General features: G+C 52.8%; 14 protein-coding genes. 6 read left to right on the top strand and 8 right to left on the bottom strand.

What is annotated here, in order from left to right:
- The first annotated feature begins 17 nt into the window (after positions 1–17).
- Complete coding sequence (gene lptM, locus B3355_RS13615) at positions 18–155, top strand: LPS translocon maturation chaperone LptM (protein WP_152604412.1); 138 nt, start codon at positions 18–20, stop codon at positions 153–155.
- Positions 152–1,411: a diaminopimelate decarboxylase gene (lysA, locus tag B3355_RS00415; protein ID WP_292779067.1), complete on the top strand. Its 1,260-nt coding sequence runs from the start codon at positions 152–154 to the stop codon at positions 1,409–1,411. The genes lptM and lysA overlap by 4 nt, the downstream gene beginning before the upstream one ends.
- Positions 1,412–1,477: 66 nt before the next feature.
- Here lysA and purU read toward each other — a convergent pair whose 3' ends face one another.
- Entirely contained in the window at positions 1,478–2,332 is an 855-nt protein-coding gene (gene purU, locus B3355_RS00410; RefSeq protein WP_047515452.1) for a formyltetrahydrofolate deformylase, read from the bottom strand.
- A gap of 100 nt (positions 2,333–2,432) precedes the next feature.
- On the opposite strand from purU, the gene ispH reads away from it, so the two are divergent.
- Complete coding sequence (ispH, locus tag B3355_RS00405; protein ID WP_292779061.1) at positions 2,433–3,410, top strand: 4-hydroxy-3-methylbut-2-enyl diphosphate reductase; 978 nt, start codon at positions 2,433–2,435, stop codon at positions 3,408–3,410.
- A gap of 345 nt (positions 3,411–3,755) precedes the next feature.
- Here ispH and B3355_RS00400 read toward each other — a convergent pair whose 3' ends face one another.
- The 3 genes from B3355_RS00400 to B3355_RS00390 form a co-directional block, all read right to left on the bottom strand.
- Positions 3,756–6,848, bottom strand: coding sequence for an efflux RND transporter permease subunit (locus tag B3355_RS00400; RefSeq protein ID WP_292779058.1), 3,093 nt, complete (start codon positions 6,846–6,848; stop codon positions 3,756–3,758).
- 3 nt (positions 6,849–6,851) lie between these two features.
- Positions 6,852–7,922, bottom strand: coding sequence for an efflux RND transporter periplasmic adaptor subunit (locus tag B3355_RS00395; RefSeq protein WP_242402227.1), 1,071 nt, complete (start codon positions 7,920–7,922; stop codon positions 6,852–6,854).
- 90 nt (positions 7,923–8,012) lie between these two features.
- Complete coding sequence (locus tag B3355_RS00390) at positions 8,013–9,311, bottom strand: TolC family protein (RefSeq protein ID WP_292779052.1); 1,299 nt, start codon at positions 9,309–9,311, stop codon at positions 8,013–8,015.
- A 177-nt stretch (positions 9,312–9,488) separates the two neighbouring features.
- Here B3355_RS00390 and nudB point away from each other — a divergent pair, with 177 nt between their 5' ends.
- From nudB to B3355_RS00375, 3 genes are read left to right on the top strand one after another with little or no spacing between them, the layout of a single operon-like run.
- Positions 9,489–9,983 carry a dihydroneopterin triphosphate diphosphatase gene (nudB, locus tag B3355_RS00385; RefSeq protein WP_292779253.1) on the top strand — a complete coding sequence of 165 codons (495 nt, stop codon included), beginning with the start codon at positions 9,489–9,491 and terminating at the stop codon, positions 9,981–9,983.
- Between the two features lie 42 nt (positions 9,984–10,025).
- The gene (gene nadA / locus B3355_RS00380) at positions 10,026–11,123 is read left to right on the top strand and encodes a quinolinate synthase NadA (protein WP_019880895.1); all 1,098 of its coding nucleotides are present in this window, start codon (positions 10,026–10,028) and stop codon (positions 11,121–11,123) included.
- Positions 11,123–11,551, top strand: a complete 429-nt coding sequence (locus B3355_RS00375; protein WP_292779046.1) for an HIT family protein — start codon at positions 11,123–11,125, stop codon at positions 11,549–11,551. Before nadA ends, B3355_RS00375 begins: the two co-directional genes overlap by 1 nt.
- A 298-nt stretch (positions 11,552–11,849) precedes the next feature.
- Here B3355_RS00375 and B3355_RS00370 read toward each other — a convergent pair whose 3' ends face one another.
- The 4 genes from B3355_RS00370 to B3355_RS00355 are packed head-to-tail and all read right to left on the bottom strand — an operon-like array spanning position 11,850 to position 18,187.
- Positions 11,850–14,921: an efflux RND transporter permease subunit gene (locus B3355_RS00370; protein WP_292779043.1), complete on the bottom strand. Its 3,072-nt coding sequence runs from the start codon at positions 14,919–14,921 to the stop codon at positions 11,850–11,852.
- Positions 14,922–14,923: 2 nt separating this feature from the next.
- On the bottom strand, positions 14,924–16,111 hold the full coding sequence (locus B3355_RS00365) for an efflux RND transporter periplasmic adaptor subunit (RefSeq protein ID WP_292779040.1): 1,188 nt from the start codon (positions 16,109–16,111) through the stop codon (positions 14,924–14,926).
- Positions 16,112–16,116: 5 nt separating this feature from the next.
- Complete coding sequence (locus B3355_RS00360; protein WP_292779037.1) at positions 16,117–17,553, bottom strand: efflux transporter outer membrane subunit; 1,437 nt, start codon at positions 17,551–17,553, stop codon at positions 16,117–16,119.
- Positions 17,540–18,187, bottom strand: coding sequence for a TetR/AcrR family transcriptional regulator (locus B3355_RS00355; protein WP_292779035.1), 648 nt, complete (start codon positions 18,185–18,187; stop codon positions 17,540–17,542). Before B3355_RS00355 ends, B3355_RS00360 begins: the two co-directional genes overlap by 14 nt.
- Between the last annotated feature and the right edge of the window lie 68 nt (positions 18,188–18,255).

The raw sequence follows: 18,255 nt of genomic DNA, 5'->3' as shown, positions 1-18,255 counted from the left end.
ATATTGGACGGTGGATCATGCTTTCCTTCTGGACGAGATTACTGGCTGTTGCCTTATTGTTGGCTCAACTGAGCGCCTGTGGTCTCAAAGGGGATTTGTATATTCCTGAACGCCAATATCCTCAAACTCCTCAACAAGATAAGTCTTCATCGTGACCACGCTTTCAACCCAACCTTTTTCTACTCAACAGGGCTTGCTACATGCTGAACATGTGGCTCTGCGTGAGATCGCCCTGGCACATCAAACGCCTACTTACGTCTATTCGCGTGCAGCATTAACGCAAGCCTTTGAACGCTTTCAGGCTGGCCTGGTCGGCCATGACCATTTGATTTGCTTCGCAGTGAAAGCCAACCCCAGCCTGGCCATTCTGAATCTGTTCGCCAGATTAGGCGCCGGGTTTGATATTGTGTCTGGCGGCGAATTGGCGCGCGTGCTTGCTGCAGGTGGCGACCCGAAAAAAGTCGTGTTCTCAGGGGTGGGGAAATCACATGCTGAAATTAAAGCCGCGCTCGAAGCAGGCATACTGTGCTTTAACGTCGAGTCAGTCAATGAACTGGACCGCATCCAGCAAGTAGCTGCCAGCCTCGGTAAACAAGCCCCGGTTTCTCTACGCGTGAATCCCAACGTAGATGCCAAAACGCACCCCTATATTTCTACCGGTCTCAAAAACAACAAGTTTGGCGTGGCGTTTGAAGATGCACTGAACCTGTATGAAAAAGCGGCGCAACTGCCTAACATCGAAGTGCACGGCGTGGATTGCCATATTGGTTCGCAAATTACCGAGCTTTCGCCTTTTCTGGATGCACTGGATAAAGTACTTGGCCTGGTAGACGCATTGGCTGCCAAAGGCATTCATATCCAGCATATAGACGTCGGCGGCGGCGTAGGCATTACCTACAGTGATGAAACCCCGCCAGACTTTGCTGCTTACACAGCTGCTATCTTGCAAAAACTGGCTGGCAGAAACGTAAAAGTGTTGTTCGAACCAGGCCGCGCACTGGTCGGTAATGCAGGCGTCTTGCTGACCAAGGTGGAATACCTGAAACCGGGCGAATCCAAAAACTTCGCCATCGTTGATGCCGCCATGAACGACCTGATGCGCCCGGCGCTGTATGACGCATTCCACAATATCACCACCATCGCGCCATCGACTGCTGAAGCGCAGGTGTATGAAATTGTCGGCCCGGTGTGTGAAAGTGGTGACTTTTTAGGTCATGACCGCACATTGTCAATTGAGGAAGGCGATTACCTAGCGATTCATTCTGCTGGCGCCTATGGCATGAGCATGGCCAGCAACTACAACACGCGTGCCCGTGCGGCAGAAGTCTTGGTGGATGGTGACCAGGTGCATGTGATCCGCGAACGCGAGCAAATTGCAGACCTGTTTAAACTGGAACGTACGCTGCCGTAAGCCTCCCTATGGCCAATAAAAAAACCGAAGCCTCAAAGCTTCGGTTTTTTTATTGGGTGAAACAGTTTAATCAAAAATCACGGTCTTGTTCGCATAGAGCAAAATACGATGCTCAATATGCCAGCGCACAGCTTTGGAGAGCACCACACGTTCCAGGTCACGGCCTTTCTGGATTAAGTCTTCAACCTGGTCACGGTGAGAAATCCGCGCCAGATCCTGCTCGATAATCGGGCCTTCATCCAGCACTTCAGTGACATAGTGGCTGGTGGCACCAATCAACTTCACACCACGCTCAAAGGCACGGTGGTAAGGGCGCGCGCCGATAAAAGCTGGCAGGAATGAGTGGTGAATATTGATGATTTTTTGCGGATAACGCGCGACAAAATCCGGTGACAAAATCTGCATATAGCGTGCCAGCACGATCAAATCAATGCCATATTGATCAAACAGCGCAAATTGCTGGGCCTCAACCTCGGCTTTGGTTTCCTTACTCATCGGCAGATAGTGGAAGTCAATACCGTAAAACTGTGCCAGTTTCTCGGTGTCTCTATGATTGCTGATAATCAAAGGAATATCGCAAGCCAACTCACCACTATGGTGGCGGTGCAGCAAATCAACCAGGCAGTGGTCATATTGCGAGACCATGATCGCCGTACGTGTTTTTTGCTCGGACAGTTTGAGCTGCCAGGTCATGTCAAAACGCTGGGCAATCGGGCCAAACGCCTGCTCAAAGTCAGCCACGGCGACATTGAAATTGGTCAGGTCCCACTCCACGCGCATCAAAAACAGATTATTTTCCGCATCCTGATGCTGGTCTGCGTGTAAAATATTGGCATTGTGCTCATACAAAAATTGCGCAATCGCCGCCACAATCCCTTTGGTATCCGGGCAGGTAATCAGCAAGGTAGCAGTGTTTTTCATAACATGGGCTTCAACGAGCAACAAAAATGCAGATTATACCTGATGCCTGCCAGACCTTGTGGTTGACCTTGGTATTGGCAGGCGCAGAATGCAGCATCCTATGACGGAATTCATTATGCAAACAGAAGTGACACCCAATATTGTACTGGCTAACCCGCGCGGCTTTTGCGCCGGGGTAGACCGTGCCATCATCATTGTCGAGCAGGCGCTGGAAAAGTTCGGCGCACCGATCTATGTACGCAATGAAGTGGTGCACAACAAATTTGTCGTTGGCCAGTTGCGTGACAAAGGCGCAATTTTTGTCGATGAGCTGGAAAAAATTCCGACAGGCAGCATCGTCATTTTCAGCGCCCATGGCGTGTCCAAAGCCGTGCGCGCAGAGGCAGAGTCACGCGGCCTGACGGCATTTGACGCCACCTGTCCGCTGGTGACCAAGGTGCATATTGAAGTGGCCAAGATGCGCAAAGAGGGTATGGAAATCATCATGATTGGCCACAAGGGCCATCCAGAAGTAGAAGGCACCATGGGTCAGTCTGAAGCAGGCATGCACCTGGTGGAAACACCTGAGGATGTGGCCGCACTGCAAGTGACAGACCCGGACAAACTGGCCTATGTGACGCAAACCACATTGTCCGTCGATGATGCTACGCAAGTGATCAATGCCTTGAAAGTGCGCTTCCCAACAATCAAAGCCCCCAAGAGCGATGACATTTGCTATGCCACGCAAAACCGGCAAGACGCAGTCAAAGTCATGGCCAAAGACTGTGACCTGGTGATTATTGTCGGCTCGCCCAATAGCTCAAACTCGAACCGTTTGCGCGAAGTCGCCAAAAACCAGGGCGTAGAAGCCTATATGGTCGACAACGCCAGTCATTTGCAAGCCGCATGGTTACAAGGCAAACGTAAGATCGGTATCTCGGCGGGCGCTTCTGCGCCAGAAGTGCTGGTGAAGGAAGTGATTGCTGCGTTGCAAAACATGGGCGCAGCCCACGTTGAAGAACTACAAGGCGTAGTCGAAAACGTCGTTTTCCAGTTGCCAAAAAACCTGGTCAACGCCGAAAAGCGTAATCAGGCTTAATCAAGCAGATTTCATCAAACACCATTCTGGGCAAAAAAAACCCAAGCTCGAAAGCTTGGGGCAAGCAATATCCTCGGGAAAGGATAATCGGGGAACGATTGCTCATTGTTGTGGTTATATGCAGTTTGCTTCAATACCTATCAATTTGGAGATTGCACTTTGGAGGTTGCAAGGTCGCCCAACCTGCAAGCTGAGTGACTATCTCTCTAACTGCATATAACGTGCCAACTCCCCGAAAACCACAAGCCATTGATTATTAATCAATTAATTTTTTCATAGATTGAACTGCAATCGCAGTCGGCTGAAATAAACCACCACATTGGCTTTCTAAAACCAGATCATCCATTACGACTTACGGCGGCGTACATCTGAGAACAACGGGAACAACAAGGGCAGCAATAACAAGGTGAACAAGGTGGCGGTAATCAACCCACCCACAATCACCACCGCAAAAGGCCGCTGCGTTTCTGAACCAATGCCATGCGAAAGTGCCGCAGGCATCAGGCCGAGCCCAGCCATCAGCGCCGTCATTAAAATGGGGCGTAATCTTGCCACCGCACCGTCGATCACAGACTCAGTCACACTGCGTCCTTCACGCATCAGGTTTTTGATCTGCTCGACCATAATCACACCGTTTTGCACCGAGATGCCTGCCAATGCAATAAAGCCAACCGCCGCAGACACAGACAGGTGCAAACCTGAGACCGCCAAACCTGCCAAGCCACCTACCAGCGTAAACGGAATCATCAGCAATACCAGCAAGGCATTTTTCACCGACTTAAACGCCCAGAACAGCAATACAAAAATCAGTAATACCGACAACGGCACAATGACCATCAGTCGCTTCATCGCGCGCTGCTGGTTCTCAAACTGGCCGCCCCAGGTCATGGTGTAACCCGGCGGCAACTTCACTTGCGCCTTAACTGTCTGCATCGCCTCTTTCACAAAGCTGCCCTGGTCTCTATCCGTAATATTGGCCTTGATCGACACAATGCGCGCACCCGCTTCACGACTCACCCGCGACGCCCCTTGCTTGATCGTCACTTCGGCCACCTCGCTCAATGGAATACTGCCGCCACCATTAGGCAAGGCAATCGGCAATTCATCAATGTCATCCACAGAATCCCGGAATGGCCGGTCTAAGCGCAATGTGACGTCAAAATGGCGGTCACCATCATAAAAAGTATTGGCTGGATTGCCTGCCAATGCCGTTTGCACCGTATTGTTCACATCGCCAACCATCAAGCCATAGCGCGACAACTGATTGCGATTCAGGGTAATGTCGAGCTCAGAGTTGCCGGAAATACGCACCGCTGCGACATCGGTTGCGCCGCGTACCGTATTCATGGCATCAACTACTTCTCCAGCCTTTTGTTCAAGAATCGCCAAATCCGGCCCAAAAATCTTCACGGCGATCTCACCTTTTACCCCGGACAATGCTTCTTCCACACTGTCCTGAATCACTTGGGAAAAGTTGGTAGGCACGCCAGGAATCTCGTGAATGCGGCGCGACATGTCTTTAATCAGCGCTTCTTTATCGGCAAACTTCCATTCGCTATGTGGTTTAAGGTCGGCAAGGATTTCCATGTGGTACGGCCCCTTAGGGTCTGTGCCATCATCTGGGCGACCGACATGCGCAACCACTAACCGCACTTCCTGGTAACTATTGAGAATGCGCCTGATTTCACGCTCGACGTCCTTGGTTTTTTCCAGGCTGGCCGAAGGGGGCAGGTCAACCGTAAGCCAGATATTGCCTTCATCCAGCTTGGGTAAGAACTCCGAGCCCAGCATAGGCGCAGATACCACAGATACCACCAATATCGCGACTGAAGCAATCACTACCAGTGGCCGGGATTGGCTACTTTTAAGCAGGATATTGCGATAAGTCTCCTGCAACCTGTGCATCCAGCCGCTGTGTTTTTCCGCCATGTCTTCGCGACTCATGGTGTATGACAGTAAGGCTGGCACTAGGGTTAAGGTCAGGATAATGGCGCCCAGTAAGGCAAAGCTAAGCGTAAACGCCATGGGCGAAAAGATTTTGCCCTCTACCCGCTGGAAGGTAAAAATAGGCAGAAACGCGGTAATGATGATGGCCTTGGAGAACAGGATAGGATGCCCCATATCAATGGCCGTACTTTTCAAGGTTTGCATGCGCCAGGCCAGGCCGGTATGCGTCGGATTTTTATCAACTTCTGCCACTGCCAGACGCACCATCAATGCTTCGACCAGCACGACCGCACTGTCGATAATAATGCCGAAATCCACCGCCCCCAGTGAAATCAGGTTAGCAGATACACCACGCAAATCCATCACAATAAAGGCAAACAGCAAGGACAATGGAATCACCGAGGCCACAATCAGCGCCGCACGCCAGTTACGCAGAAACACCACCAGAATCGTCACCACCAGCAAGGCGCCGACAATCAGATTTTCTGACACCGTATGTACCGTATGTTGTACCAGGCCGGTACGGTCATAGAATGGCACCACTTTCACCCCGGCCGGCAGTGACTCATTGACCACTTCCACCTTGGCACGCAAAGCCTCAATCACTTTGGCCGCATTTTGGCCCTTGGTCATCAGCACGATGCCTTCAATGATGTCATCCTGCTGGTTAAACGACACAATGCCAGAACGCGGCCGGTCACCAATCACCACCTGGCCGAGATCACTCACCAGGATAGGCTTGCCATCTCTTGTATCCACCACCGACTGCGCAATATCATCCAGACTGTGAAACAGGCCGATGCCGCGCACCACCAGCGATTCATCACCACGATGCATCAAGCCACCACCAACGTTGCTGCTGTTGTTGCCTACGGCCTGATTAACCTGGTCAATGCTGACGGCAAACTTTTTCAGACGATAAGGGTCCAGCTTGATTTGATACTCTTTGACCGTACCGCCAAAGCTGGTGATATCTGCCACGCCAGGCACCATGCGCAGTTGCGGAATAATTTTCCAGTCCTGGATCGCGCGCACTTCACGTTGCGGCATGTCTTTGGGTGCTTCCACCAGGTAGCGGTAGACTTCACCCACCGCCGTCGTCAACGGCGCCAGGGTTGGCTGCAAGCCTGTCGGCAGACTCACGCCCTGCAAACGCTCCAGCACTTGTTGCCGGGCAAAATAATCTTCGGTGCGTTCGGCAAACGTCAAGGTGACAACCGACAGGCCCGTGATAGACACCGAGCGGATTTGTGCCAGGCCAGGCACCCCGCTCATACCATGCTCTATGGGTAAGGAAACCACCCGCTCCACCTCTTCGGGCGCCATGCCGGGCGATTGCGTGACAATGATGACATGCACGTCCTCCACATCCGGGAACGCTTCAATCGGCAGATTCTGGACGGCAACCCAGCCAAAAATAGTCAGCACCACCGCGCCGATCAGCAGGAAGACGCGTTGTTGCAGCGAGAAAGTGATCAAGCCTTTTAACATGCTTTATTTACTCACTGATAAATCAGAATTCAATAAAATCGCACCACCGACCACCACGCGTTCACCCGGCTTCAAACCGTCTTTTACCGTGGCATATTCCCGACGTTGCAGGTCGAGTGTCACTTTGCGTTTTTTAAAATGCAAAGGGCGCTCTTCAACAAACACATAGCTATACAGGCCTTCTGTAATCAGCGCGCTATTGGGCAAGCGAATCACCCGGTGCTGGCTGTTATCCAATGGCGTGATGCGTGCATACATTTCCGGCTTCAGTTTGCCATTGCTCTCCACCACACAACGCACGGGGATACGGCGCGTGGTCGGGTCGACCATGACGCCTATGGTTTTGACCTCGCCACTAAACACTTCATCAGGATAGGCATCGACTTCTACGCTCAGTTTCTGCCCTTGCGAGATTCTGCTTAAGTCGCGCTCTGGCAAATCAATGCTGGCCCATAAATGACCAGGGTCGGTGACAATAAACAAAGGCTCTGCAGCATCTGGCCGCACTTCACTGCCAGGATTGATTTTGCGATCAACCACCACGCCTGCAATCGGTGAACGTAATGCGTAATTATCATTGGCAGCCGTTGAAACCCCGAGATTTTTCAGCCTGGCCGTTGCACGCGCCGACTCTGCGCGGGAAGTTGCCCAATCGGCTTGCGCCACTTCCACCTCTTTCTTCGCCAACACGCCACCTTCAACCAGCATACGGCTACGCTCCAATGCCTGCTGTTTCAGCTGCATGTCTGCCTGCGCTTTGCGCACATCGGCCACGGCACCACCCACGTCTGGTGAGTCCATCACCAGCAAGGTCTGCCCGGCTTTCACGCTGTCGCCCACCTGCGCCTTGATGGTCAGTGCCCGTCCAGCCACCGGCGAAAAGATACGCGCCGTCCTGTTTTCATCCAATACAATCTTGCCATTTAACGGCTCGGTGACTGGCACCGGAATTTCTGTCACTGGCTCGACCTTTAAGCTGGTCAGTTGTGGCGACCCTGCAGTCAGTACGATTTCATTGGCATCGCGTGTGTTGCCAGTACTTTTGTCTGCCGCACTGGCCTGGCTGGAAAACATTACTCCAGCAAGCATTACAATTAAAAAATAGCCGCTGCTTGGCATGGCCCGCATGAATATTTGCTTAGAGTTAGGCGTGGTCATAGTGTTTTAGTCTTGATAAGTAAAAGCCTGGCGGGTGGCGGCCAGCCAGGCAGACAGTGATTTAGCATAATCCGCTTTTACACTGGCGGCTTCCAGTTGCAGGGCACGTAAAATACGTCTGGCATCCAGCAGGTCCATCACACTCATGGCACCATGCCGATAAGCAAATTCGGCAGCATCGGCCGCTGTTTGCGCTTCGCTCAGAATACTCTGGTCAAAACGACGATTTTTATCCACCGCTGCCTGTAAATCTGCTTTGGCACGACGCATTTCAGCCACAGCTGCTGCCCTGACCTGTTCTTTGGCTTCCATGGCAGTGGTGTAATCCACTTCGGCCCGCGCCGCTTCGCCTTCATATTGATAATTGGTAAATAGCGGAATACTGACAGAAGCGCCCACTGTATCCGGCGCAGAGCCGGGTTCTTGTCCCGGGAAGTGTTGATAAGCCAGCGACCAGGTCAGATCCCTGGTTTTGAGTGATTCGGCCAGTTTTCTGGCCTGTTGCGCCTGCTCCATGCGCGCCTCAGCGGCTTGTACATCTGAACGTTGCGGTAGCCAGTTGCTTTCCGTCCCTGCCAGCTGGTCTGAAACCAGGCTGGGCCAAGGGTCAGATACATATAGCCTGACAGCATCCTGATCTTTACCCAGCAAATAGGCTAACAAGGCCTGCGCTTTCTGCAAGGTGGCCTCTGCCTGCCGTAAATCATTGCTGGCGCGCAGGGCATCCACCCGAATGCGCGCGACATCAGCCGAAGCCACATCACCCGCTTTTAGCCGCAGTTGCGCCGCCTGCAAGGTTTTGTCATAAGAGCTGACATTCGCCTGCTGTATCAGCAACGTGTCTTGCGCCAGTTTGAGATCAAAATAAGCAGTGGCCATCGCCAAGGCTTGCTGGCGATAAGTTTCTTTGAAATCGAAGCCGGAAGCCTTCACCGCACTTTCGGCCACGGCAGTACGTAGCTCGCGCTTGTTTCCACGCTCGTACAACTGACTGACTTGCAACGCGGAGTTATAGGTCTTGTCCCACAGGCCGTTGGAACCGTTCTGGTTCATATTACCCTGGCCACGATTGACGTTAACACTGGAGAGTCCTAGCGACAAGACCGGGTTAGGCCGTTGCCCTGCGATCAGGGTATCCGCCTCGGCGCCCTCAACAGCGCGCTTGGCTGCCAGCAACTCGCGGTTGCCCCCCGCAAACAGTTGCTCCGCCTGCCGCAAAGACAATTGATTTAGTACGATAGGATCTGCGATACCAGTAGATGCGGCATCAGCAGCCAGTAAACACCGCGCACTCACTATCAGCATGATACATGCCCAGCCTAGCTGACGCCTCAACATTGATCATTCCCTATTTTTAGATACTTTATTTTTTGATCATAATACTCAGAACGGCTTACGACAATCTTTCACTGCACGAAATAAGCACTTTCAGTATTAGATGCCATCATGGACAATATAACGGCGTTTATAGACAATACTTGCATGACACAACATTACAAGACCCCGGTTTCTGCCCTGATTCTGATCCATACGCCCGATTTGCAGGTGTTATTGCTGGAGCGCGCTGACAAAGCAGGCTTCTGGCAATCGGTTACTGGCAGCATAGAAGCAGGCGAAACACCCTACCAGGCAGCCATCCGCGAAGTGAAAGAAGAAACCGGGCTGGATGCCCTAGCTTATGATTTTCAGGATTGGCAGGCTAGCAATATCTATGAAATCTATCCGCACTGGCGCCACCGCTACGCGCCTGGCGTCACCGAAAACACCGAACACCTGTTTGGATTATGCCTGCCATCCGCCATGGCAGTCACACTGGCGCCAGACGAGCATACACGCTATGAATGGCTGGATTGGCGCGAAGCAGCCAAAAAAGTATTCAGCTGGACCAATGTCGATGCCTTGCGGCGCATGGGCGAGAAACATAATCTGGTTTTATCAGGCACTAATATGATTGGGATTCAGTCTAATCAGCTGTAAAATAACGTTTTTCGTACCGGGCCTGGCCCATACACTTAAAGCATGCAAACAGCCACCATCCAATTTGATAAATTCCAAGCGGCCAAAGACGATGATTGTCAGGCGCGTATCCTTGCAGCTCGCGAAAAGCTAGGCAAACGCCTGGTAATTCTGGGCCACCACTACCAGCATGAAAGCGTCTATCGACATGCCGATTACTCTGGTGACTCCTTAAAACTGTCCAAATATTGCGACAGCCTGGATGCAGAGTTCATCGTCTTCCTTGGCGTGCATTTTATGGCTGAGGTCGCTGATATTTTGAGTCGTCCCGAGCAAATTGTCGTACTACCCGACCTCGCTGCTGGTTGTTCCATGGCAGACATGGCCAACCTGGCCAAGGTCGAGCGCAGCTACCGCGAGCTGAGTAAAGTGCTCAACTTTGATGAAACCATCACCCCGGTCACCTATATCAATTCCGCCGCGGATTTAAAAGCATTTTGTGGTGAGCACGGTGGCATCGTCTGCACCAGCACCAACGCGCCGAAAATCCTCGAATGGGGCTTTAGCCAACGCGAAAAAATCCTGTTTTTCCCCGACCAGCACCTGGGTCGCTGGAGCGGCTACAAAATGGGCATCCCATTGGAGCAAATGCCAGTATGGGATCCAGACCTGCCGATGGGTGGCCTGACTGAACAACAAATCAAGGATGCCAAAATCCTGTTATGGAAAGGTCATTGCTCCGTACACCAGATGTTCCGCAAACAGAATATCGACCAGTTCCGTGCCCAGCACCCGGATGGCAAAGTGATTTCGCACCCGGAAACCGCGTTTGAAGTCTGCATCAACTCAGACTATGTCGGTTCTACCGAATATATCCTGCGCACCGTGAGCGAAGCCGAACCAGGCACCAAATGGCTGGTCGGCACTGAGCTCAACCTGGTCACCCGCCTGGCTGAAGAAATGAAACCGCAAAACAAACTGGTGCAGTTTATGAGCCACGTCGTCTGCGAATGCTCGACCATGGCGCGTATCGACCCGCAACACCTGGCCTGGTGCCTGGAAAACCTGGCCGAAGGCAATGTGGTTAACCAGATCAAAGTGCCTGAGCATGAAGCCAAACTGGCTAAACTCACCCTGGACAGAATGCTGGCAGTCTCCTGATGAGTCAGTGCCCACTCTGCCTGCCAACATCGCAGGACTTACTGTGGCAAGATGATTTCTGCCGCGTGGTGTTACTGCATGACGCAGACTACCCTGCCTATTGCCGCGTCGAGTTACTTGCACACGTCAAAGAAATGACTGATCTACCGCCCGCTGACCGCGCCCGCACCATGAAAGTGGTGTTTGCGGTGGAAACTGCCGTGCGTGAAGTGATACAGCCGGACAAAATAAACCTGGCAAGTTTGGGCAATAAGACGCCGCATATGCATTGGCATGTATTGCCGAGATTCGAGAGTGACAGGCATTTTCCGAATAGCCACTGGGGAGAATCTATGCGGGATTCCGAGGTGCAGCCACTTAGTACCGCGATTAGAGATCAGTTACAAAAAATAGTGGCTGAGCGTGTGGAATGTGCGCTGAAGTCATAATCTATTGAGTCTCAAATTCTGTTTCTAACTCGATAAATTTATTTCGCCTGTTGGCGAATCACTTTCTGGTGCTTGTCCCCCAGAAAGTAACCAAAGAGGAAGACACCCAGCCATCACGGCCTAAAGGCTCCCTTGCGTTGCTCAANNAAAGAAAAGTAACTCGCCGAGAGGGCGAAAAGCAGCTTATCAATCCACCCGCCAAAGAATTACCTTCCCTCCGAGATCCCACCCATAAATAAAAAACCAGGCGCACCTCTCAGCACGCCTGGTTTTAAGCTAACCTGCAAGTGAATAGGGACTAAACGTGCTTCCGCGCCAATCTCCCCAAACCCCGCAACCACCCCAACAAATCATCCACATAGGTATACAACACCGGAATCACCACCAGACTGAGCAAGGTTGAGGTAATCAACCCGCCAATCACCGTAATCGCCATCGGCGAGCGGAAACTCGGGTCTGCACTCCAACCCAGCGCAATCGGCATCATACCGGCCGCCATGGCAATCGTCGTCATGATAATCGGCCGTGCACGTTTATGGCAGCCGTCGATAATGGCGTCAAATCGACTCAACTTGCGCTCTTTTCGCGCCATGATGGTGTATTCCACCAGCAAAATAGAGTTTTTGGTGACGACGCCCATGAGCATCAACAAGCCAATCACGCTCGGCATAGAGAAGCTGTTATGTGTCACCAGCAGGGCGAAAAAGGCGCCACCCAATGACAACGGCAATGCACCCAGAATGGTCACCGGCTGTAAGAAATCGCCAAACAGCAGCACCAGCACCACATAGATGCACATCACGCCAATAATCATAGCGCCGCCAAAGCTGCTGAAGAGTTCATTCATGCGCTTGGCATCGCCCGCTTCGAGTTGTTTCACACTCGGCGGCAGGTTCTGCATGGCAGGCAGTTGCTGCACTTCGCGCAACACTTCACCAATCTGGCGTTTATTCAGCTCAATATCAAAGGTGACATTACGCATGCGGTCCATACGGTCAATTTGCTGTGGGCCGCTGCCCATGCGCACAGTCGCCACGGTTTCCAGACTGACGCTGCCATTACGCGACGGCACGCGTAGCTGTGCGATTTCTTGCAGACTGCTACGCACGCTAGGACCTAAGCGCACGCGGATTGGCACCTGGCGCTGCGGTAAATTCAACTTGGGCATGGTATTGGTGAAGTCGCCCGATGTTGCTACGCGTATCACTTGAGCAATAGACTCCACAGTGACGCCTAACTCAGCTGCTTTGTCGACATCGGGAATAATCTGCACCTCTGGCCGCTGCAAACTGGCACTGGAAGTAATATTGCCAACACCATTCAAAGTGCGCAATTGCTGCTGTAACTGCTGGCTGGCACTGGTCAGGGCATTGGCGTCGTCACTGGCCAGCGTAATTTGCAGCTTCTCGCCGGACTCGCCTATGCCTACGGTCACCCGTGCGCCTGGCAGGCTTTTCAGCCGCTCACGCAAGTCCGCTTCAATTTCAGATTGCTTTTGTTTACGTTCACTACGATCCGTCAGGCTGATCACCAGGCTGCCCTTACGCACATCAGTCGTATTTTGCGAAGCATTCGGCCCGCCACCGCCGGTGCTGGCAGAACCTGCCGCACTAAACACGGCCTTCACTTCTGGATGCTGCTTGACGATGTGTTCGGCCATCTGCACCACCTGCCGCGTTTGCGCCAGAGGCGTGCCCGGTTGCAACTCAATATTGACCTTGGTCTGGCTGCTGTCAGAAGAAGGCACGAAGCCCTTAGGCAGCAAAGGCATCAGGCTCAGTGAGCCGACAATAAACAGCACAAAGCCTGCCACGACAGTTTTGCGGTGCTGCAAACACCAGCCCACCCAACGCAAATACACGCGCATGGACGAAGAGTCTTCTTCCTCTTTAGCTGCATGCGGCTTGAGCAGATACGCAGACATCATGGGCGTTAACAACCGCGCCACCACCAATGAGCCAAGAATGGCGATGGCCGCCGTGATACCAAACTGCTTGAAAAACTTGCCAGGAATACCGCCCATAAACGCCGTTGGCAGGAAAATCGCCACCAGCGTAAACGTGGTTGCAATCACGGCAAAGCCAATTTCATCGGCGGCTTCCATCGCCGCCTGATACGGCGTTTTACCCATGCGCAAGTGGCGCACAATATTTTCAATCTCCACAATGGCGTCATCGACCAAAATCCCGACCACCAGGGCCATCGCCAGCAAGGTCAACACATTGAGCGAAAAGCCCAAATATTGCATAAACGCAAACGTAGGAATCATAGACAGCGGCAAGGCCACGGCGGCAATAATCGTGGCGCGCCAATCGCGCAAGAACCACCAGACCACCAGGATGGCCAGCAGCGCACCTTCATACAGCAGGTGCATGGAGCCTTCGTAGTTGTCTTCTACCGGCTTCACCATGTTAAACGCTTCGATAATCTTCACCTGCGGATGCAGTTGCTCAAATTTCTCCAGCGCCGCGCGTACATCTTTGGCCACCGTCACTTCACTGGTGCCTTTGCTGCGCGTAATTTCAAAGCGAATGACCGGTTTGCCATCATAACTGGCATAGGTGGTGCGCTCGGCATAGGTATCAAGCACCTCGGCTACTTGCGACAACTTGATATGGCGGCCATCACCAAGCGGAATATCCAGATGGCGCACCTCGTCTGCACTGTGGAGCGCACCCAGTGTGCGCACCGACTGGATATTGTCACCGATATCACCACGCCCGCCCGAAGCGTCTTGCTGCACGCGCTTGAGCTGCGCCGACACATCGCTGACATCCACATCCAAACCGGCCATCAAGGTAGGGTCCAGATTCACCTGTACCTCGCGGTCTACGCCACCGGTACGCGTAATCTTGCCCACGCCGTTCACCGCCAGCATGGCTTTGCTGACTTCATTGTCAACAAACCACGACAGCTCGCCTTCGTCCATATTCTCGGCCGAAGCGACAAAGGTCAGGATGGCATTACCTGAAGTCGTCACCTTGGACACGGTCGGCGTTGTCACCGCAGCAGGCAATTCTGAGCGCGCGCTATCGACCGCATTACGCACCAGGTTGAGCGCCTCTTCACTTTTAGTATCAATGGTGAATTGCACCGCGATGCTGACACTGCCATCGGTGATGGTGGTGGTCATGTGCTCAATGCCACCGATGGTCGCAATCTTGTCTTCGATCTTGCGTGCCACTTCAGTCTCAAGTTGCGGTGGCGCAGCGCCCTCCAGCGTCGCACCCACGGTGATCACGGGCAACTCAATATCAGGAAAGTTTTGTTTGCCTAACTGGTTAAGTGATTTGAGACCAAGAAAGCTCAGCACCACAAATAGCAAAATGGCCGGTACCGGGTTACGGATAGACCAGGCAGAAAAATTCATACTTAAGCCCCGCGCTTGGTCATGGTGATGACTTTTACCGTATCACCATCATTTAAAAAGGCACCGCCACTCAATACCAGTGACGCCTCGGCAGTCACGCCACTCAGCAACTCAATCTGCTCGCCACGGGTGCGGCCAGTTTGCACTTTGCGCTGAATCACTTTGCGCAAACCCTGCGCATCGGCGGCCGTCAATTCAAATACATAGGCAAACCCATCGCGGTAAGTTACCGCCCCCAATGGCACTGCCATGCCCTGCTGCTGACCAATATCGACCTGACCTTGCACATACATGCCAGGTTTGGCGCTATCTTTAGGAATGTCCACATACACCAGCGCATTGCGCGTATTGCTATCGACCGTCGGCGAAATCAGGCGGACCTTACCTGTCACCGTTTTACCGCCCGACAAATTCAGACGTACAGCCTGACCTGCATGTAAGGCTGTTTGCTGATTGGCATTCACCTCGCCCCGCCACTCAATACGGCTCTGGCGCACCAGCCGGAATAATTCGGTGCCCGCAGACACCACATTGCCCAGATTGGCAGAACGGGATGAAATCACGCCATCGTCCGGCGCAACCACTTTGGTTTGCCGCAGGCGGATTTTCTGGTTTTCCAGCTCAGCCTCGGACAAGGCCAGATTCGCGCGTGCCGTTTGTTCGGCGATCATATATTCATTAATTTTTTGTGCCGACAATGCCCCGCTGTCTTTGATTTCACGCGCACGATCCGCATTGCTTTTAGCCTCGGCCAGCGCGGCTTTATCTTTTTCCACCGTGGCCAGTTGCTTTTGCAAATCAGCTTTCACGGTCTCATCAGCCAACAAGACTAGCGATTGCCCCTTGCTGACCTGCGCACCCACGTCAGACAACACTTGCTGAATACGCAAGCCAGCGATTTCTGCACTGACGAGCGCCTCCTGCCATGGATAAATACTGCCATTGAGTACCAATGTCATCGGCCATTGCACAATCGCTGGACGCGTCAGCTCCACACTCAGTGCAGCTTTGGTGGCCTGGCCATGCTCAGCCGGTTGATTGGCAGCCGTGCTGCCTACCGGCTGCCGGTTACCGCGTTTTTCGGCCAGCTCCGCCTGATGTAAGGGATGTTGCCAAAACCACACACTAACGCCAACCAGCAACGCTGAAATGATTAGAAACTTGGTTTTTTTTGTCAGTTTATTTGCCATGATGCTTACCTTTTCTCCATGGGTTTCAGTGGAGGTTTAACTGTTTTTTGTGTTTCCAGCCAATCGCCGCCAAAGGCTTTATACAAGGCGATCCACTGTAATACCCGATTCTTTTGCTGCGTAATCACATTGAGTTCAGCGTTAATTTTTTGGCGGCGCGCGTCTTCCAGCGACAGCAAATCCAGGCCGCCAGACCTCCAGTTGATTTCAGCCGCTTTAAAATATTGCTGATATTGCTGCGCACTGGCTTGCTCAGACTGCGCTCGTCGCGTTGCACTATCCAGATTGACCAGCGCTTGCTCGACCTCTTTCACGGCACTGCGCACATCCTGTTTGTAGGTTGCCAGCAAACTGTCGAAATTGGCACGCGCTTCAGCCAGGTCTGCACGTAACGTACCGCCGTCAAAAATCGGCAATTTAAGCGTCGGGCCATAAGACCATGAATCCGTCCGCGTGACCGTGCCGTTAAAATTCGTCCGGCGGTAACCAATAGAGCCTGTCAGACTCAAGCTTGGATACATTTGTGCCTTAGAGACGCCAATATTGGCGCTAGCTTCAGCCAGGTTGCGCTCGTCAATCGCCAAGTCCGGGCGACGGGTCAGCAGATTTGCTGGTAACGCGCTCACATCAAACATCGCTGGCTCCGGCATCCCTTTGCCTTTAGCGAGTAAATCGCGCAAGGCAGGTTCTGGCAGATTAGTGAGCTCAACCAATGCTTTGATTAGACCATCACATTCCGCTTGTTGGCCATCCAGCGTCGACTCGCTGGCGCGCGTAGCCGCCTCTGCCAGCGCCAGGTCAGACGGGGCAGAAAAGCCTGCCTTGGCTGAAATGCCTGTCAAACGCGCGGTCTCATGACGCGAATCGTAAGCCTGCTGCAACGCCTGCACTGAGGCCTGGCAAGCACGATAATTGACATAGTTATTGGCGACTTCCGCCGCCAAGGTCAGGCGTGCATCGTGCCAGGCAATTTTTTTCGATTCGAGCTGGGCTTTGGCCGCCTGCTTGGCCGCTTTCACTTTACCAAACAGGTCGATCTCCCAACTGGCATCCAGCGACACGGAATCGATTTCTATGGTGCTGGAGGGGAAAGCCGCATTACCGCCACCGCCTTTGCTCTTGGTGACGCTGCCAGTGCTGGTTAAATCCGGAATACCTTGCGCACGTGCGGATAGTACGTTGGCGCGCGCCACACGGATATTGGCCAGCGCGATCTCCAGCGAAGGACTTTCTTTTTGCGCCTCACCCAGTAGTTGGTTGAGCACCGGGTCGTTAAATTGTGCCCACCAGTCTGTTAATGCAGCCACGCTACCACTGTGCGGCAAAGGGGCTTGCCACTGCTCGGCAGTCACTGGTTTTGGGCGAATATATTCGTCAATCACCGAGCAACTCGCCAGCGGCAAACACAGCAACAGCCAATACCAGTGTTTATGACGCTGCATGACCCGGCTCCATTCCTTCTAATCCACGTAAAAACAAATTCACCACGAATGCCAGATGCGCTTCTGCATCCCAGTCTGGTTCCAGCACACCAAACAGTGCCTTGGTCCGCGGCGCGGCAATGAGCAATTCACAATATGACTCCGCCGCCCGCATAAAATCCTGAGCGGGTAACTCGCCGCGCGCCGCGTAAAAACGGAACACATCCGCCAGCATCTGATGGATGCGCTGCGGCCCGACTGTTTTCATCGCACGTGATAACTCAGGAATATGCGCCGCCTCGGCAATCCCGATACGGAAAAATGACAGCATGCGCGGCTCCATCACGCGGTTGAGCGCAAAGCGGCCAATATCGGTCAGTACCTGCTGCAATGACTGGTTAGGCAGGTCCTCTACCTTCACCATGGCAGACACATCCTGCTCCACCATATGCCGCATGGCCGCAATCAGTAACTCATATTTATTGCTGAAGCGCTCATAGATGGTCCGCGTCGAGACCCCACACACAGAGGCAATATGCGCCACACTGGTTTGCGTCACGCCTTCTGTCATGAACAGTGCTAACGCCTGCTCCAGCAGCAAGATATGACGCTCCTGTTCAGTGCCTGATTTTGGACGGCCGACTTTGGTTTTCATTGGTGACGCATCCAGGAGATTGGGGGATGAAAGTGCTTGCATAAAATAAAAATAAAACGTTTCATTTT

The sequence above is a fragment of the Methylophilus sp. UBA6697 genome (genome assembly GCF_002454655.1).
Classification (GTDB): Bacteria; Pseudomonadota; Gammaproteobacteria; order Burkholderiales; family Methylophilaceae; genus Methylophilus.
This window is presented reverse-complemented; position numbering and strand designations above follow the sequence as displayed.